Here is a 17,932-nt window from a genome sequence, read left to right on the forward strand (position 1 = left end):
ATCAAGAAAAAAAGGCACACTTCGTTATGAAGCGTGCCGATTGCATAGTGTTTGGTTATGGCGTGTATACAGTTTGCAAAGTGGATAAGATCAAAAAATCAAAGACAAAGCGGGTGAAAACTAGCGTACCAACTTGTTTAATCCATCAGCAAAAGCTTTTTTATCACGATCGCCATAAGGTTTTTGACCACTCATTTCTTGTAGCTCGAGCACGCCAGTACCGCGCATGGTATCCATAAAATCACGCATATTGAGTTTTTGCTTGATGTTATTTTTATCATAAACCATACCGCGTGTCGTCAAGACCATACCACCTTTGTCCAAAATGTCATTAGCCAAAGGAATGTCGCTAGTAATAGCCAGATCGCCTGGCTGTATTTGCTCAACGATATAATCGTCGGCTTTATCAAACCCTGATGGCACCACCGTCATGACAAGCAGTGGTGACTTACGCAGTTTGATCGGCTGATTGGCGACGAATATTGCCATGGTTTGTGTGCGTTCAGCGGTTTTGATAATCAAATCTTTGGCAATCAATGGCACCGAATCGGCATCTACCCAAATCTGCATTATTTCTTAACCTTTTCTGTTTTTGCCTTAGCGTCGATAGCCTGAGTTGTTTGGCTGTCATCGATATGGACTTCTATACTCTCTAAAATATTGTCATTGTTATTGTCAGTAGTGATTAGACTATCTGCCGCTTTTGGCTGGCTATCAATCGCAGATGGTTTTTTCTCAAGTCCCATTTTATTGGGTAGCGTAGCGACGAGCTTGGCTAAAGCAGGCTCTAAGTCGGCAACATCATTGGGCATCAAGGTAATATGCGCAATTTTGCGGTCATCGCGTTCTGCTTTGTGGTAGCTATGATAGTGCGCACCATCGATATTTAGTACGTCGCTGATATCTGGATATTGCCCCAAGATATTGAGCATAATCGCTGGATGCACGTTGTCGGTATCACCTAATGGCAGATTGACGACGGCGCGAATGTGGTTTTCAAATTGGCTAGTGACAGCGCCTTCAATACTCCAATGTCCTGAATTGTGCACACGTGGCGCAATTTCATTAGCGAGTAGCGTGTCATGACCACGCGCATCTTTGGTCACAAAGAGCTCAAGTGCCATCACACCAACATAGTCTAAGTGGTTCATGATCTTGGTGATGGCATCGGTTGCTTGTTTGAATAAATGACTGGTGCCAACGGCAGGCGCTTGGGTCTTGGCTAAAATACCATTATGATGATGGTTTTCGACCAAATCGTAGCAACGAACCTGACCATTTTGTGCGCGTGCGGCGATAATAGAAAGCTCGCGGCTAAAGTTAATAAAACCTTCTGCAATCAAAGGTGCTGGCGTTGGCGTTAGTGAGCCCTTACCCGTAACTGCATCTTTAAGATCTTGCCATGCCGCCTTGATATCACTGTCTTGTCTAATCACGAACTGACCTTTGCCATCATAACCACCACGGCTGGTTTTTAGGACGATAGGCAGTCCTAATTCATGACAGGCTTGCTGCAAATCCGCTTCAGAGTTGACAGCCAAAAAGGGTACAGTGGCGATCTCAAGTGCATTGAACATCTGCTTTTCTTTCAAGCGGTCTTGAGCGATATCAAGCGCAATCAATGGCGGAAACATACCTTGTTTGCTACCTGATTTTGACAGATCAGTCAGCTGTTCAACTGTCGCCGTCGGTGTGTTTTCAAACTCTAAGGTAAAAACGTCTGCTGCTGCGATGAAGTCTGCTAACTGATCACTATGAAAGACGCGACCGTATAGGCTAGCAGGGCAGTCAGCGCTGTCTTCTAAAAACACACATTGGTAGCCCAGTGGCATCGCTGCTTCGGCAAGCATCATACCAAGCTGACCACCGCCTAAAATACCGATGGTACGAATGGTTTGGGTAACAGGGTAAGCGTTCGCTGTAGTCATGGCAGGCTCTTTGAGTTAAAAATGAATAATATTTTGGGTTTATTAAAAGGCAAAAAGTCATCTATTAAAATAGGAAAAGGTGCATTACATGCACCTTGTATTAAGTAAAACCCATCTAAAAATAAATATCAAGTAAATAGCGGCTATATCTCAATAATGGGATTCAAGAACCGTTATAAAAGACAGGTAATTAGGTATTGTTAATGCCGGGCGTTGGGCTAGCAAGGATGGTATCAGTTTGCATTTGGCGCAGATCGTCCAGCTTAGCCGCAATGGTCTCATCATTCAATGCTAACACTTGAATCGCAAGCAGAGCAGCATTGTAAGCGCCTGCTGAGCCAATCGCTAATGTGCCAACTGCGACGCCTTTAGGCATCTGTACGATAGACAAGAGGCTATCCCAACCGCTGAGCATGGAAGACTTTACAGGAACACCAAACACAGGTAACGGCGTTTGACTGGCACACATGCCAGGCAGATGAGCAGCACCGCCAGCGCCAGCGATGATAACTTGTAGACCGTTATCCTTTGCACTTTTTGCATAGTCAAACAATCTATCAGGGGTGCGGTGTGCTGAAACCACTTCACAATCAAAAGCGATATCAAAGTCTGCGAGCAATTGCGCTGCCGCACTCATGGTTGCCCAATCAGATTGTGATCCCATAATAATGCCAACTTTCGGTTGACCAGCAGGGGAGGCGATAGGGCTGTTTTGATCCATCGTGTTAACAGTAGCTGTTGTGGTGCTCATGCTTTGATATCCTCAAAAAGACTATCATACAAAAGTTTTGTTGCCTTCGTAAAGCCAAGTTTGATTTTTAATAAAAAAGCGGGGGCAATAGCACCAATTTTATGGATTGGGGTTTGCCGTTTTATCATGGTGATATTGGACAAAGTTACTGGCTTTTAGTGGCAGTGGTTGCTCAGTATCGAGCTGATAACAAGTCAGATATCCGCTGTCTACCGCTGCTGAATAATCAGTACAGGCAACTTGTGAACTCAGTGGCTCAGGCGTGCCAGTTAGCCAATAATGACCGACAAATACCGCTTTATCCGTTTTCAGAGCGAAATCAATATTTTCAGCCAACACCTCTTTTGGAATCTGCGCCAATGCTGATGCAGGCGCACGCGCCACCTCATAAAGACGGCGTTTATTAAGCCCGTCAAGCCACCAGCGCACTCGCACGCGCTTGCGCTCAGTGCCTTCTTTATCGACCATTACAATGCCATCGGGTAGTGCTGTTTCCACGCCTTTTAATACTCGCTCTAGCGCATCAAATGGCGCCGTATTTTCTTTAGCAGTGGCGACTAGCCCGTGCGGTGTTAAGCGGTTATCGTCAGTCAATAACGGTTGAAGTACCGCCATACTATCGACATCCCAGCAGGCATGAACAAAACAAGCATACGTGGTTTCAATCCATAGGGGCAGCTCATATAACCGATTAAGCCAATATTGATGACGCTCTGAGCCAAAGGATACTTCGGCTAAAAATGCGGCATGTTGGCGGGTATGGATATCATTGTGCGAGCGCAGATATTGGCTGGAGTTATCAGGATCAAGTGTGGCAAAAGTTAGGGCATTATATTCATGATTACCCATCACTGCATCCGCCACGTTAGCATCTAGCATGGCAAAAACAATCTCCAGGGTAGCCAATTGCTGTGGTCCTCGGTCAATTAAATCACCGATAAATAACGCTCGATGCCCTGCTGGTGGTACAAAATATGTACCATTATGAACATAACCTAGCTGCTTTAATAAACCAACTAACTTGTTTGCGTAGCCGTGAATATCACCAATAATATCTATCATCATAATGATCAAATTCTTACATAGTTTGTTAAATATAATTTTTTATAAAACACAACGCGACGTTAATTATCGCTCAATCACGTGAACTACCACCATAAACCAAGTTCTGATTTTAGTTTTTATTACTGAGTTTTATCATGAAGCTTATAACCCAGGTGATAAGAGTGCATTGATAAAATGTGGTAGGACTTGCGGTTCTAAAATAATCGTGGCAATAACCCCAAACGCGCCGCCCCACATATGCGCCATATGATTTATATTAGAGCCGCCCCGTTTGTCTGCATAGATACTATAAGCGATATAAGCGACGGCGAATAATATCGCAGGTATAGGAACAATCGCGAATAGGTAGATTTTCTCCCACGGTGCCAGCAAAATAAAAGCAAACAATACGGCTGATACACCGCCTGACGCGCCAAGGCTCAAATAGCTCGCATTGTTTTTATTCTTGAGGTAGCTTGGAATCATCGCAATGATAATAGCCAATACGTAAAAGACCACAAAACCATAACCAAATAAGAACGGCTGATACAGCCCTTCAATAGCACGACCAAAAAAATATAAAGTAAACATATTAAAGAGCAGGTGCATGCTATCGGCATGAATAAAGCCATGCGTGACAAAACGGTCCCACTGCCCATTATTTACCGCTGGCGGATAAAAAATAAGCCGATTAAATACTGTTTTGTTTTGCCATGCCACTAAGCTGACAATAACCGTGATAATAATAATAAGGGTCGTATGATTGAACAAAGGAAAATCCTTAGGCTGCGCCTGATATGTGACAAGGTGATGAATAACAATGTTCAAAGCCTACGCATTATGGCTGAGTGCAAACTAAATAGGACTGACAAGCAATTATTAAGCATGAGCTATTTATAATAAAGTAATACTAACAGTAGTTATGACAATGCAAAAACTTATTATGTGACAAAATAGTGCATTTATATGCTTTTATAGTGAATAATATAGCAGGCTGTCAGGCAAATTGAGTAATGCTTCGTATCTTGACGGTAATGGTGGGTTAAATAAGAGCGGTATCTAAGAATGCAGACGCTAACGACAAGTAAAATAAACGTTTCATGCGTTGGTGAATTTAAAATAAAGGCCGAAAGAGGCAGTAATCTATGAGTATTATCGACCAATTAGAAAAGACCGTAACGCCAGCTGTCATAGGTGAGCGCAATAGTCAGGATAGTGTGGCTTACATCAGCTTACTAGAGCAGTTTTATGCCATCTTGGCATCACGTCTCGCCTTGCCGCAAGTGTACTCACAATTTATCCGCGCCGAGCAAGGGATGGTTGATAGAGTCACAGAAAGTTCACTGTTCGAACAACTGTGGCAAGATAAAAGTGTACAACAGATTATGATCCGAGAGCTGTCTACCATGCATCATATTGATGAGTCTGCTACGTTACAGCTGCTCATCAATGCCGCGCCACTGGCCTATCGTGAGCTGACAGTATTGGCAAACGGCCAGTTTTTGCCAGCGTTTTTGCAGGGAGAGCAGGCGGCACTGCGTCAGTATTTACCGATGTGGTCAGCACCTATTATTACTGCTCCTCAAAACGTCAATAGCGCATCAGAATCACACCCACACATCGTCGCAGATATTGATAGCGTACCAGTGCGTGACATCTCTTTGGATGGTCGGCAAAATTCTCATATAGACACCAGTACGATCGCCGCAGCGACAGCCGCTTATAGACAAAATGCTGATACAGCAGATAAAATAGATATTGGAAATACTGATGTAGAAAGTATGAAGATAGGCGATACCGATGGCCATTTTAGTGCTCATAATGGTGCCATTCATGCCAATCCATCCGCGCATCATTTGGCAGAAAATAGCAGTATGAAGCAAGAAAAAGTGCGTACTCGCAATCAACGTAATGATTTACTGGTACGGGTGGGTTTATTAATAGTAGCCATTGCCGCGATAGGGCTTGCTGCTTGGGCAATATTAATTAGACCGAACAACGCGCCGCCTGTAGAAGCCGCTGCGACAGTGCCTGTTGTGGTAGCACCAGCGCCCGCACCAGTAGCGCAGGTAATGACTCCCATTGAGCTCATCGTTGGCGTAGATAACAGCGGTAGTCTTTATACCTGTAGTGCTACCATTGGCGATGCAGCGCTACAAAGCACCTTGCAACAAGCGCTCAATACCAGCTTTGGTGAGCAAGCGAGTATTTGCGAATTAACAGTACAGGCTGGAGTTGCTAGTAGTATTGCCAACTTACCAGAGGAAGTACTGCCCAATGTCTTGACGATGATTAGGTCTACGCCATTTGCACGCCTACACTTGCAGAATGATCGTCTTATGTTAGAAGCGCCAGACAGTATGCTCTTGCAACGACTGGTTACGGATATACGTACTTTGATACCTGCCATGGTCATCGATAGTACTGCACCATTACCATTGCCTGAAAATAACGATGCCAATGTAATGAATAATACGAATAACCAGTTTGAGAATGAGGGAGCTGCCAATAATCAGTATGCTAATGACTATAACAACAGTGGGTCTGGAGAGTTCCAAACAGCAGATGATGATACAGGCGATCGTATCGTACCTAATCCTGTACCCAACAATTATAGTAACAATGCCAACAATATTCCCAGCAACATTCCTAACAATATCCTTAACAATACACCGATGAATAACAGACCGTCAGGTTCTATTTCAGAATCGGAGGTAGATGATATGGCAAGCACACTCATCATTGCTGAACCTGCGCAAGTAAGGAATAAATGATTGGATAATAGAGGTGTTTAACGATTGTTTAATCATCTATCCATTGAAACAAGTTATCAAGTAAGGATGGTGGTATAAGTTGCTTATATCGCCATTTTTTCTGTTGATACCCAGTCAGAATTATATAAAAAACCACAAAGTATCTGAAAAAAGGATGTATTTTCTCCATTTATACATAAGTTTTACTGATTCTTTTATGGCTTCTCACTGGGTTAATGATTGGTTATTTGCCATGTTTTTGGTTACGTGTGACACTTGAAATATTACCTAACGTATCATTTGTACAACAACCTGTTGATTGTTAACACTGACTTAATACTTTTATAATGATGAAAATTGAACAGGGTCAAGATGGTTTTAGCTGTCATGGTTCTTATTTTAAATCATTATTTTATCTGGTATTTTTTGAATATTTTAATTATATAAATCGATACTAATATAGGCATTAATAGGAGAATTGTATTATGGATATTATCAGTCATTTGACGCGTACAGTCAGCCCAGCCGTGCTGGAAGATGATCATAGTCCCGCTAAAAAAGGGCTGCTTGAACAGTTCTATGCTATTTTTGCGGCTCGCTTAGCGGATAACGATACTTATAATCGTTTTGCAAATGAGAATATCACTCGTGATGACCAAGGGTTTTATGACCGTGTATGGAGCGATGATTCGCAACGTGATCAAATCGCTCGTGAGCTGGCAGGCAAGCATAATGTTGATGCAACGTCTTCGCGTGGACTGATAGCGATGGCAGCGCCACTGGCTTTTCACGAAATCAAAAGCTTGGCAGGTACTACACCAGTGCCGCAGTTCTTAAATGATAATCTCGACAGTTACCAGCGTTATATCCCTGCTTGGGCAAGCGCCGTTCTGCCAGTCGGTGTGTTGGCAGCGACGCCTGCTGCTGGCGCGCGTATCGCTGATACGGTGAGCACCGCTCCATTGCAACGCGAAGAAGAGCAGCAAGGCAGCTTTATGAAAGCATTGCTCCCCATTATTGGCTTGATTATTTTAGGCGCATTGGCTTGGGCTTTACTTCGTGGTTGTCAAGAGAACCCTGAGCCTGTCGCTACACCGGTGGCCACTGCCCAACAAGCAGCGCAGGGAGAGGGTCAGTTGGCAGTGGCAGGTGATATTGAGCCTGCATCATTGCGCATTGCGACTGGTGAAAATAGTGAGCTGTATGCTTGCCGTATGAATGTGGGCGACGAGACCTTGCAGACCAATGTAATGAATGCGTTAACCAGTGCATTTGGTGAAGAAGCCAATAAATGCCGTGCTGATGTCGATGACAATTTTGCAGTAGATATGCCAGCAGCGGCTCAGCTAGCTACTATCTTGCCTATCGTCAAAAATGTACCAAATGCGAGCATGATCATCAAAGGCGATGTTATCACTGTCAATGCGCCTGATGCAGCGGCATTAGATAAGCTAGTGGCTGACTTACAAGCGGCTGTTCCTGCGATGACCATACAAGCCGAAGGACCGTTAGATTTGCAGGGTGAGATTGATAATAGTTTGGCAGCTGCGGATGTTGCTATGACCAATCTTGGCAAAAACCCAGATCCACGTGATGTGGCTCGTGCATTGAGTATTCAGGTTATCAACTTTGAAGTGGATGAAGCGGTCATTCCTGATGTCAATAAAGAGCTGCTTGACCGCGCTGCTAAGATTATCAACGAAGTACCGAATATGAAGCTGACGATTATCGGTCATACTGACAGTCAGGCATCAGATTCTTACAATGTAGAATTGTCTCGTGATCGCGCTGAGGCAGTGAAAGAGTATTTGGTATCTCAAGGTGTCGATGCTAGTAAACTGATGACGAAAGGCATGGGTGAATCAGAGCCGATCGCTGATAACTCAACTGAGCAGGGTCGCTTCCGTAATCGCCGTATTGAATTTATAGTCAATGACGAGATGGCCAGTGCGAACGATGGTATGATTATTAGTAATAACGCGCTTGACCCAGACTTAAACCCTCTAGATAGCAATAACGATGACTTATTGCCTGATGGTGATGATGCCACTCAAGGTACGGCAGTAGATCCAACCAATTAATGCACAGAGGATTGTGTGAGTCATTACTAATTCAAAAAACCGCATCTTATAAAGGTGCGGTTTTTTATTTTGTTAAGGCTGTTGTTTATAGGTGGCTAATGATAAGTATCTAATGATAAGTATCTAATGATAAGCGATTACTTATAAGCGGTCGGATCTTTTAATTCAGTAGCGCTGCGAGTCGCTTGTGCCTCAGATTGAGGATTAAAAAAGGTTTGAGTCACGTTTTTCTTTGCCTGTTGCCAATAATCAAATTGTTGACAAGTTGATTCCAGATCACCTTGCCATGTTGGTATCTGTCCGCACATTGTTTTAATACGGTTTTGATTGGGATAAGGCAGCTCTTGTGCGGTCTCTGCGGCTTCATGGGCGGCGACGCGATCATTACAAACCAGCGCAATATCACAACCCGCTTCAATCGCGGCTTTCACACGTGCGCTGACATCGCCCGCGGCTTGAGCACCTGCCATACATAGATCATCAGAGAATAAGACCCCATCAAACTTTAGCTGATCCCGTATGATGTCCTTGAGCCAAATTTTAGAAAAACCTGCTGGCTTATCATCGACTTGCGAAAAAATAACATGGGCAGGCATTAAGGCATCAAGCCACGGTAAGGTTTGGGCAAAAGGCTGCATATCGCTATGCATAATCTCATCTAAGCTACGCGTGTCGATGGCTTCAGCCACATGCGAATCAGGCGCAATGGCACCATGACCGGGGAAATGCTTACCTGTGGTTGCCATGCCAGCGGCTTTCATACCGCGCATAAACTGAGTCGCCAGCGCAATGATCGCTTGCGGCTCTTGATGAAAGCTACGATCCCCAATGACTTGGCTAATGCCATCTCTGTCAAGTACTGGGGCAAAACTGAGATCAATGCCCACGGCCAACACTTCTGTTGCCATTAGATAGCCACAATCGTAAGCACAGCTTAGCGCATGGCTAGGCTCTTGATTAAATAATTCCCCAAGCTTGCCCATGGCGGGTAGTGGGGTAAAGCCATTGCGCAGGCGTGCGACTCGTCCACCTTCTTGGTCGACGCCGATTAATATATCTGGGTTGTGATAACGTATGTCGTCACACAACGCCCGTACTTGTGCCGCATCTGCAACGTTTCGGGCAAATAAAATCACCCCGCCCACTTGTGCCTGTTTGATTAAGCTGACATCTTCTGCTGTCAGTGCGGTACTATCGATATCAATCATTAAAACGCCGTACATTGCGTAATCCTTATGGTGTTATATATTGTTATATGATCGGTTCAGCTTCAAATAAATAAATGATGATAATTGGCAATGCGCCACTATTATCAAAACTGCTTTATTATGACAGTTATTATTAGATGAGCATAATGTGGCAGATGAATAGACTCAAATCAATTCGCGAGTGGGCATTGAATCGTCAATAAATGACCCAAATAATGATGAACAATAAATGTAATAGAAAGTTTGGTATGTGCAGGCGTAGCGTGTAAGATTGCTTATACAGTTTGAGACAGTTGGATATCTATGTGCATGATAATATTGAGTGATTTTTAACAATATATTAGCAAACAGCAATGGCATTTAGTGACCATAACTATTCAGAAAATAGCATTTTAGAAAGTATCATTGAATACATATTCGATTGATAGTGGTAGATAAATATTTCGTGACTTAAAGATAAAGCATTTATAGGCGGCGACTGATTTAATCACTTTTGATTTTTATAAAACAAATAATATTATTAACGTAAAATAACTAGGTATATATGATGAAAAAACAACCAGCACAGTGGTTACTCAGTGCAGCGTCAGTGGGCATCGCCGGTATTATTCTCACCCAGAGCTACGGGACGGCAATGGCCGACACCAATACTGAAGGCTTTGTACAAACCCCTGAACAAAAAGTCACCACTCGCCAAGTAGCCGCATTGCTGGATCGTAGCCACTATTTAAATCAGCCGCTAGATAGCAAAACGGGCAGCGAAATCTTGTCTATGTATATTGATAGCCTTGACCCAAACCATACGTTGTTTTTGCAATCTGATGTGGATGAGTTTAAGAAAAAATACGCCGATGAATTCGGTGCTCGCCTCAAGCGTGGCGACTTGTCTGCAGGAGTAGAGGTCTTTGAACGCTATCGCAAGCGCTCAAATGAGTATTTTGCGATGGCGAGCAAGATGCTAAAAACCGATATTGATTTGACGAGTGATGATACGATCGTGCTTGACCGTGAAAAACTCAATCATTTTAAAACCAAAAAAGAGCAGCGTGATTATTGGACGCGTCAGCTGAAATTTCAGCTGATGAGTATTACCTTGGGCCAAGAAGATGAAAAAGCCAAAGAAAAAGTATTCCTGAGCAATCCAGATATTACTCGTGGACAAGATTTGGTGCGCAACGACCAACGTACACCAAGCGAGATTTTACAAAACCGTTTATCGCGACAGCAAGAGCAGTTTAAGCGTCTCACAAACGATGAAATCATGGAAACCATCTTAAATACGGCGATGCTGACTTACGATCCGCACAGTAATTATTATGCACCGATTCAGGCCAACGAATTGCAAATCCAATCTAGCCTGCAATTAGAAGGCATTGGCGTCTCTATTCGTCCTGACCGTAAAAACCCAGATTATACTCGCATCGTGACCTTGGTCGATGGTGGTCCAGCAGCCAAATCTGGTCAGATTAAACCCAATGATTTGATTATCGGTATTGCCAAAGATGGCGAGAACATGACAGACGTGGTTGGCTGGTCAACGCGTGAGATTGTGAGCTTGATTCGCGGTAAACGTGGCACGTCAGTGACCATCAAAGTGCGTCAGCCAAATACCCCTGATGCCAGTGCCCGTAACGTGACGGTGGTTCGTGACATTATTCAACAAGAAGAGTCAGGGGTTACCCAGCGCGTGGTAGAAGTACAGCGCCCTAATATTGATAAAACGCCAAAACGCATCGGTGTCCTTGAGATACCAAGCTTTTATCTGAATTATCAGGCACGCCGTAACGGTGAGGATTATCGCAGCGTCAGTATCGATACCGAAAAAGCGTTGAAAGCGTTGAATAAAGAAAATATTGATGGCCTCGTGGTTGATTTGCGCAATAATCCAGGTGGTTCATTGGATGAAGTAGCAAAAATGCTTGGCTTCTTTATCAAGAGCGGACCGATGGTGCAAATCCGTGACAATCGCGGCAACATCCAAGTCTACCGTGACGATGATGGTGGTGAGCAACTTTATGATGGCAAAGTGGTCGTTATTACCAACCTAGCGTCTGCCTCAGCCAGTGAGATATTTGCCGCGGCTATCCAAGATTACGGTCGTGGGCTAGTGGTTGGCAGTACGACAACGGGTAAAGGTTCAGCGCAGATTCAACTCGATAATTTGGCATTGGGTTCAGCCACTTTAACGCAGCGCAAATTCTATCGCATCACTGGTGGTAGTACGCAGAATAAAGGTGTGGTACCTGATGTAGAGTTGGTCAATATCTACGATGATGCCACTTTTGGCGAACGTGCGCAGAAAAAAGCGTTGCCTTGGGATACCATCAAAACGGCGCCTTACAAGCCTGAAGGTAAGTTCACTGATACGACGCTGGCGACACTTAACCAGCAGTCTAAAATTCGTCAAGAGCAAAACCCACAGTTTGTTTATCTATCAGCGCTAAACAACATTCGCGATATGGAAGATGAGAAAAAACCAGTTCCTCTGGATATCAATAGCCGCCGAGCTAAGATGCAGTTGATTGAAAAGCGTTCATTAGAGGCTGAAAACAAACGTCTTATTGCAACGGGTGAGCGCCCTTATGCCAATTGGAACACCTATCAAGCGGCAATGGATGCAAAATTTGAAGAGCGCAGTCGCATGAAAGCCAAGGAGCGCCCAGAGCTACCTGAAGACGAAGCCTTCATCAATGAAGCGGCCTATATTATGCTAAGCGCTGAACCTAAAGCATTGTTAAGCCCTGAAGAGAAGCTATAAACGGTCAGTATTGTCAGCCAAAAAGGCTGTGATTAAAATCCACGTAAGCATATGCTTACATGGATTGACGTTTATACCTCTTACTAACCATGAGGCAATCTGCGATTATAACTGTACGGCACGATTGAACGAAAAGGTTCATTGATACTAGGGATTGGTATCTCAAAGGTCGCATCAGGGATAGGTGGTTTGCTGATTAAGGATGATAAGGCTAGATGCCTGTCAGTTATAGGATACTCCGGGATTAGGTATCATATAACGATAACATGGATGGTTAGTGATAAAAGCCGCATAACGCTTGTCGTTATGCGGCTTTGTTACGTCTGCTATATATTAATTGAGAAACACGACTAACTAGCTAATAGATGCTAATAGGTAACTCAGTAGCAGTGAATAGTTTGTAAGCCTGTCAGGTTGCTTAATGTACGCCTAAGAGGCTCATATTTTAAAAAGGTGATTGTGATAAATAATAGCCATAAAAAAAGATCAGTAGACAAAGCCACTGACCTTTTTTGACCAAATGGCAGTCTTAATAAAGACTACCATTTAACATCTCACTATACTCTAGAAGAGATTAGTGCTCAACGCCACCAGCACCATGGACATGACCATGGTTTAGTTCGTCTTCAGTTGCTGCACGTACTTCTTGGATTTCAACATCAAACGTCAAACGCTTACCAGCCAATGGATGGTTTGCATCAACGGTCACTTCTTTGTCATTTACTTCAGTAACGGTAACTAGCATTACTTGGCCGCCAGCTTCTGACTGAAACTGCATACCCGGCTGGATATCTTCAACGCCTTGGAAGTTATCACGTGGTACATGCTGTACCGCTTGCTCTTGATATTCGCCGTAGCCATCAGCAGGTTCAACAACAGCATTGACTTGCTCGCCAGCAGATTTACCTTCTAGCTGTTGCTCAAGGCCTGGAATGATGTTGCTGTGGCCATGCAAGTAGGCAAGTGGTTGACCTTCTGGTGATTGGTCAAGAATGTTGCCTTCGTCGTCTTTTAGTGTGTAATTGAATTTGACGGCAGTGTCTTTTGCAATAATAGTCATAAGTTATCCTAAATATATCTATGTAAAAAATTAAATACGGTTGCAATAAACCTAAAAAATCCAATCAGCAAGCCAAATAGCCACATCATTAGTCAATTATCATCAGTTTATTAAGTAACTTTAGCAGTTAGCATCTTTAATTGAGATGGCTCATATAACTTTCAAGGTAAAAACAATAAAAAATGCTATTTTATACTGATAAATGGCATTTTTTATGAAAATAAACACAGTTTTTTGTGGTTTGAAGACTGTAAATGGATATTCGGGGTTTGCCAGTTGCGTTTTTGGACAATGGCTTTTACCATAATGATATAAATAAGGATAAAAAGACAATGACTTCATTTGCCAATAATTCAGGCAGTCAGCTATCAGATGCTAATACAATCAGCGATCACCATAAAGCTAAAGCTGATATCAATTATCGACTCAATTTCGAGCGTTTTTCTGAGCACTTGGTTGATGTGTCGCTCAATTTTACGGCAGTAAATGATGCGCCTCAACTTTGGATGCCAGCGTGGATACCAGGCAGTTATCTGATGCGTGAGTTTGCGCGCAACATTACCGCGGTGCATTATCAGATGTTAGACAGCCAGATGCTAGATAGTAAAGCATTAGACAGCCAAATCATGGATGACGATACTCACGAGACTTATCGCGCGCACAAAATAGATAAAAACACGTGGCAATTACCAAAAGCTAAAGCAGGGCAAGCCATCAGTGTCCACTATGAAGTTTATTGCTATGATTTATCGGTACGTACTGCCTATGTCGATCAGCAACGTTTGTATGGGAATTTCACCTCATTGGCATTGGCTGTAGAAGGGCAGGAGCATCGAGCTGTACAAGCTAGCTTAGCAGTGCCAGCAGCATTTTTAGCAGGTAAAGACGAGAGTCGGCTGCTATTGGCATGTGGGTTAGAGTCTACTCATCTACGTCTTGATGGGCAGCATAGCTATGGACTACAGGCAGGCAGTTATCACGACCTTATTGATTACCCGTTTGAGATTGCAGAGCAAGATAAGTTTGACTTTATTATTCAAGACAGTACGCATCAGACGCTACATCATCGTTTTTATCTCTCAGGTAAGCATAGCGCCAATATGGGCAGGCTACAGCAGGATATTACTCAGATCTGTCAGTGCTATTTAGATTGGTTGGGTGATGCGCCATTTAATGATTATACGTTTATGACCTTTGCCAGTGGTCAGGATTATGGTGGACTTGAGCATATCAATTCGACCAGTCTCATTACGCCGCGCCGAGACTTACCAACTCTTGATGAGCCAAAAATACCAAGCACCGATTATCAGCGATTTTTGGGCTTATGCAGCCATGAGTATTTTCATTCGTGGTGGGTCAAAACGGTACGCCCAGATGTTATGTTGGATGTCGATTTGCGCCGCGAGGCATTTACACCACTGCTATGGGTATTTGAGGGCTTTACTTCGTATATCGATGACTTTATGTTACAAGCGTCGGGCGTGATTGATAAGCCAAGCTATCTCAAGCTACTGGCTGAGCAAATTAATCGTTACTATCAAACCGCGGGTCGCGCGTATCAAAGCATTGCAGAGTCGAGCTTTGATGCGTGGATTAAGCTATACCGTAACGATGAAAATACAGGCAATGCTGGTATCAGTTATTACAACAAAGGCGCACTGGTGGCGTTATGCTTGGATTTGACACTGCTCCAAAAGAGCAATGGTCGCTATCGTCTGTTTGATGTGGTCAAGGTTTTTTATACTCAAGCAAAGCAAAACGACAATAAACGCATTGGCATCAATAGTGCTGATATGGGTTCAGTCATTGGGCAATTCATGCCGATAGAGGATTGGGAAGACTTTGAGTATAGTTATGTCAATGGTGTCGAAGAGTTGCCAATTGAAGCGCTGCTAGCAGCAAACGGTATTAGCATGCATAGTAATAGCAAAGAGACGGCTGACAAGCATGTGCCTTGGGGCATGCGCTGTACTGAAACACCTGCTGGACTCAAAGTTAATCGCGTGACACGTGCTAGTGTCGCTGCTAGTGCAGGTATTTCAGCGAACGATGTCATTGTGGCGCTTGACGGTATCAAAGCTGACAGTAAACAATTGGCGTTGCTAAGTAATGTAGAGCGCGATATTGAGTGTCATCTTTTTCGCCGCGATGAATTAATGCGTGTCAATGTGCTGCCTAAAGCGGCTGATGAAGCCATCGACAAAGCATCTCCGCATAAAGTGAGCTTGCACTTGGCAAAAGCAAATCAATCGTCAGGAGTCAGTGATAATTCTTCTCCAGTCGATGCAGGCTGGCAAACATGGCTTAACGCTATAGAGCGTTATCAAAGTTAAATACATTGTTAAATATATTAATGTGAATGTATTTGTTCTCACTATTCTGTTCAATAATTTATTAAATGAAAGCCCCTGCCAAATAATATTATTTGGCAGGGGCTTTGTGTAATGACTGGCAGTCTTTTAAGGTTTATTAAAAATTAACAGCTAAGTCAGCGTTTAGTAATTCAGCACCTAAGAAGCAGATTGCTCAGATTGCTGATGATTATCCGCTTCACTTGTGCCCTGTGTCTCTTTAGCCTTGTTATCGGTATTAGCATCTGCAATCCATTGTTGCATATGCTCAATCTCAGTCTGCTGACCATCGATGATATCTTGTGCCAATTGACGCATCTCTTCGTCAGTGCCATATTTTAGCTGAATGTTTGCCATCTCTAACGCGCCAATGTGATGCGGTAGCATACCACGTGCAAATGCCATGTCAGGCACAGGATCGGCGATACCCAATACCATCTCGCCATTTAAGACATCCATGCTTCTGGCATACGCTTGCTGCATCGCTTCAGTATTGGGTTTAGGTTTGGCTGTATCAGGGTGGCTAGCAAGCCATTTATTCAAAATATCGATTTCAACTTGCTGAGCGGCGATAATCTCTTGTGCCAATTGACGCATCTCTTCGTCAGTGCCATATTTCAGCTGAATTTTTGCCATTTCTACGGCACCGCGGTGGTGTCCAAGCATCGCTTTAGCAAAGGCTGTATCAGGATCGTTATAACCCATACCGATCATCATCTCATCATGCATTCTAGTCATCGACCTTGTATAGTCTCTGAGTATGTCGGTCATTTGGCTCTCATCCGCGCTGTTTTCGCCACCTACTAGGTCGTTATCAGCGTCAACGTCATTTGGAGCATCGGCGATATCAGTCACAGGTGGGGTCGCTGCAGTAGGATCTGTGTCATCGTTGTCTTTTGTCGGCTGACAGGCGCTTAGTATAAGCGCCGTAGAGACGCTAGTGGCCAACAAGATCCAACGACGAGAAGCAAACATAACATATCCCTATAATAAAAAATCAAATGATAAGTGGATGAGACTTATGATACCTAAATAATGGTGTTCTGAAGCTTAGCAGATAAACCTTGCTCGTTCGAGACGCGATGTTTAGCAAGTCGTAATTGGTTTTAATTGCTACCAAAGCCAATGACTAAGACGTATTCTTATCTAAAAACTGATAGAAATAAGGACACGCCCTAATAAGCAGATGCCAGTCACGAGCAATCAGCAATGAGATACCAGTAGATTGATAGTAACAATTAATTAAGAATGCCTAATTGCTGACAGCGTTCGCTAGTGAGATGAATGCGCACAAACTCACCAACGGCTAAATCACCCAATTCAAACCCTGCCACCGACCAACGTATCAAACGCAGACAAGGCAGTCCAACCTGCGCTGTCATACGTCTGACTTGGCGATTCTTACCTTCATAAATCGTCAGCATGAGCCATGAAGTCGGTACATTCTTACGCTCACGAATAGGCGGCTCACGTTGCCATAAATCAATGGGTAAGTTTGCCTCTTCTACCATGAGAGCCGTCGCCGGTAGTGTCTTGCCATCTTTTAATTGTACGCCAGAGGCAAGCTCATTCAACTGCGCTGGCGTTGCTGTGCCTTCAACTTGCACCAAGTAAGTTTTGCCCTGCTTATGACGGTTTTTTGCAAAATTAGCAGCAGAAGGTGGCTGGGTGATGGCTTTATTGACTCGACCATCACTCGTTAAAATCAGCAAGCCCTCTGAGGTGGCATCAAGCCTACCAGCAATCCGTAAAGACTTATCGGTAAAATACTGTGATAGGGTGGTGTGATCATTGTTGCTGTCATCACGAAACTGACTTTGCACCCCATAAGGTTTGTTGAATAAAATCAGACTAGAGGTCGACATGGTTTGGGATTTCCTAAATTTGAATCATTATTTTGTGCGTATTTTGAGGTTAGAGCGTGTCCTCAATTCACCATTTTTAAAACGAGGAAACGCCCTAATAAAACGTTATTTTTTTAAATCAACGCTATAAGCT

The 17,932-nt window shown here is 43.6% G+C and carries 13 protein-coding genes; 4 read left to right on the top strand and 9 right to left on the bottom strand.

The window, feature by feature from the left end; all coding sequences use genetic code 11:
• Positions 1-120: 120 nt before the first annotated feature.
• The 5 genes from JMW85_RS02480 to JMW85_RS02500 form a co-directional block, all read right to left on the bottom strand.
• A complete protein-coding gene (locus tag JMW85_RS02480; protein ID WP_109592368.1) occupies positions 121-570 on the bottom strand; it encodes a YaiI/YqxD family protein in 450 nt (149 codons plus the stop codon).
• Complete coding sequence (locus tag JMW85_RS02485) at positions 570-1,928, bottom strand: 5-(carboxyamino)imidazole ribonucleotide synthase (RefSeq protein WP_201580855.1); 1,359 nt, start codon at positions 1,926-1,928, stop codon at positions 570-572. Before JMW85_RS02485 ends, JMW85_RS02480 begins: the two co-directional genes overlap by 1 nt.
• 190 nt (positions 1,929-2,118) lie before the next feature.
• Positions 2,119-2,679, bottom strand: coding sequence for a 5-(carboxyamino)imidazole ribonucleotide mutase (purE, locus tag JMW85_RS02490; RefSeq protein ID WP_201580856.1), 561 nt, complete (start codon positions 2,677-2,679; stop codon positions 2,119-2,121).
• Between the two features lie 99 nt (positions 2,680-2,778).
• Positions 2,779-3,744: a metallophosphoesterase gene (locus tag JMW85_RS02495; protein ID WP_201580857.1), complete on the bottom strand. Its 966-nt coding sequence runs from the start codon at positions 3,742-3,744 to the stop codon at positions 2,779-2,781.
• A 141-nt stretch (positions 3,745-3,885) separates the two neighbouring features.
• Positions 3,886-4,494, bottom strand: coding sequence for a rhomboid family intramembrane serine protease (locus JMW85_RS02500; protein WP_045443506.1), 609 nt, complete (start codon positions 4,492-4,494; stop codon positions 3,886-3,888).
• A gap of 374 nt (positions 4,495-4,868) precedes the next feature.
• Between JMW85_RS02500 and JMW85_RS02505 the strand changes: the two genes are divergently transcribed.
• Both JMW85_RS02505 and JMW85_RS02510 read left to right on the top strand, forming a co-directional pair.
• Positions 4,869-6,497 carry a hypothetical protein gene (locus JMW85_RS02505; RefSeq protein ID WP_201580858.1) on the top strand — a complete coding sequence of 543 codons (1,629 nt, stop codon included), beginning with the start codon at positions 4,869-4,871 and terminating at the stop codon, positions 6,495-6,497.
• A gap of 464 nt (positions 6,498-6,961) precedes the next feature.
• Positions 6,962-8,557, top strand: coding sequence for an OmpA family protein (locus JMW85_RS02510; RefSeq protein WP_201580859.1), 1,596 nt, complete (start codon positions 6,962-6,964; stop codon positions 8,555-8,557).
• A gap of 137 nt (positions 8,558-8,694) precedes the next feature.
• Here JMW85_RS02510 and nagZ read toward each other — a convergent pair whose 3' ends face one another.
• Positions 8,695-9,780 carry a beta-N-acetylhexosaminidase gene (gene nagZ, locus JMW85_RS02515; RefSeq protein ID WP_201580860.1) on the bottom strand — a complete coding sequence of 362 codons (1,086 nt, stop codon included), beginning with the start codon at positions 9,778-9,780 and terminating at the stop codon, positions 8,695-8,697.
• Positions 9,781-10,312: 532 nt separating this feature from the next.
• Here nagZ and JMW85_RS02520 point away from each other — a divergent pair.
• On the top strand, positions 10,313-12,523 hold the full coding sequence (locus tag JMW85_RS02520) for a carboxy terminal-processing peptidase (protein WP_201580861.1): 2,211 nt from the start codon (positions 10,313-10,315) through the stop codon (positions 12,521-12,523).
• Between the two features lie 574 nt (positions 12,524-13,097).
• On the opposite strand, the gene JMW85_RS02525 is transcribed toward JMW85_RS02520, so the two are convergent.
• Positions 13,098-13,583, bottom strand: a complete 486-nt coding sequence (locus JMW85_RS02525) for an FKBP-type peptidyl-prolyl cis-trans isomerase (RefSeq protein WP_045443514.1) — start codon at positions 13,581-13,583, stop codon at positions 13,098-13,100.
• Positions 13,584-13,915: 332 nt separating this feature from the next.
• Here JMW85_RS02525 and JMW85_RS02530 point away from each other — a divergent pair, with 332 nt between their 5' ends.
• Entirely contained in the window at positions 13,916-15,916 is a 2,001-nt protein-coding gene (locus JMW85_RS02530; protein WP_201580862.1) for a M61 family metallopeptidase, read from the top strand.
• Positions 15,917-16,093: 177 nt separating this feature from the next.
• Here the strand turns inward: JMW85_RS02530 and copM are convergent, their stop codons facing one another.
• Both copM and JMW85_RS02540 read right to left on the bottom strand, forming a co-directional pair.
• On the bottom strand, positions 16,094-16,909 hold the full coding sequence (gene copM, locus JMW85_RS02535; protein ID WP_201580863.1) for a CopM family metallochaperone: 816 nt from the start codon (positions 16,907-16,909) through the stop codon (positions 16,094-16,096).
• Positions 16,910-17,172: 263 nt separating this feature from the next.
• The gene (locus JMW85_RS02540; protein ID WP_201580864.1) at positions 17,173-17,799 is read right to left on the bottom strand and encodes a pseudouridine synthase; all 627 of its coding nucleotides are present in this window, start codon (positions 17,797-17,799) and stop codon (positions 17,173-17,175) included.
• Positions 17,800-17,932 lie beyond the last annotated feature (133 nt).

Origin of the sequence: Psychrobacter glacincola (assembly GCF_904846075.1) — a bacterium.
Taxonomy (GTDB): Bacteria; Pseudomonadota; Gammaproteobacteria; order Pseudomonadales; family Moraxellaceae; genus Psychrobacter; species Psychrobacter glacincola_C.

Excerpts from the sequence above, each read along its gene's own strand:
- nagZ (WP_201580860.1), bottom strand. The coding sequence starts at position 9,780 with ATGTACGGCGTTTTAATGATTGATATCGATAGTACCGCACTGACAGCA.
- JMW85_RS02530 (WP_201580862.1), top strand. The coding sequence starts at position 13,916 with ATGACTTCATTTGCCAATAATTCAGGCAGTCAGCTATCAGATGCTAAT.
- JMW85_RS02495 (WP_201580857.1), bottom strand. The coding sequence starts at position 3,744 with ATGATGATAGATATTATTGGTGATATTCACGGCTACGCAAACAAGTTA.
- purE (WP_201580856.1), bottom strand. The coding sequence starts at position 2,679 with ATGAGCACCACAACAGCTACTGTTAACACGATGGATCAAAACAGCCCT.
- copM (WP_201580863.1), bottom strand. The coding sequence starts at position 16,909 with ATGTTTGCTTCTCGTCGTTGGATCTTGTTGGCCACTAGCGTCTCTACG.
- JMW85_RS02525 (WP_045443514.1), bottom strand. The coding sequence starts at position 13,583 with ATGACTATTATTGCAAAAGACACTGCCGTCAAATTCAATTACACACTA.
- JMW85_RS02510 (WP_201580859.1), top strand. The coding sequence starts at position 6,962 with ATGGATATTATCAGTCATTTGACGCGTACAGTCAGCCCAGCCGTGCTG.
- JMW85_RS02540 (WP_201580864.1), bottom strand. The coding sequence starts at position 17,799 with ATGTCGACCTCTAGTCTGATTTTATTCAACAAACCTTATGGGGTGCAA.
- JMW85_RS02505 (WP_201580858.1), top strand. The coding sequence starts at position 4,869 with ATGAGTATTATCGACCAATTAGAAAAGACCGTAACGCCAGCTGTCATA.
- JMW85_RS02485 (WP_201580855.1), bottom strand. The coding sequence starts at position 1,928 with ATGACTACAGCGAACGCTTACCCTGTTACCCAAACCATTCGTACCATC.
- JMW85_RS02480 (WP_109592368.1), bottom strand. The coding sequence starts at position 570 with ATGCAGATTTGGGTAGATGCCGATTCGGTGCCATTGATTGCCAAAGAT.
- JMW85_RS02520 (WP_201580861.1), top strand. The coding sequence starts at position 10,313 with ATGAAAAAACAACCAGCACAGTGGTTACTCAGTGCAGCGTCAGTGGGC.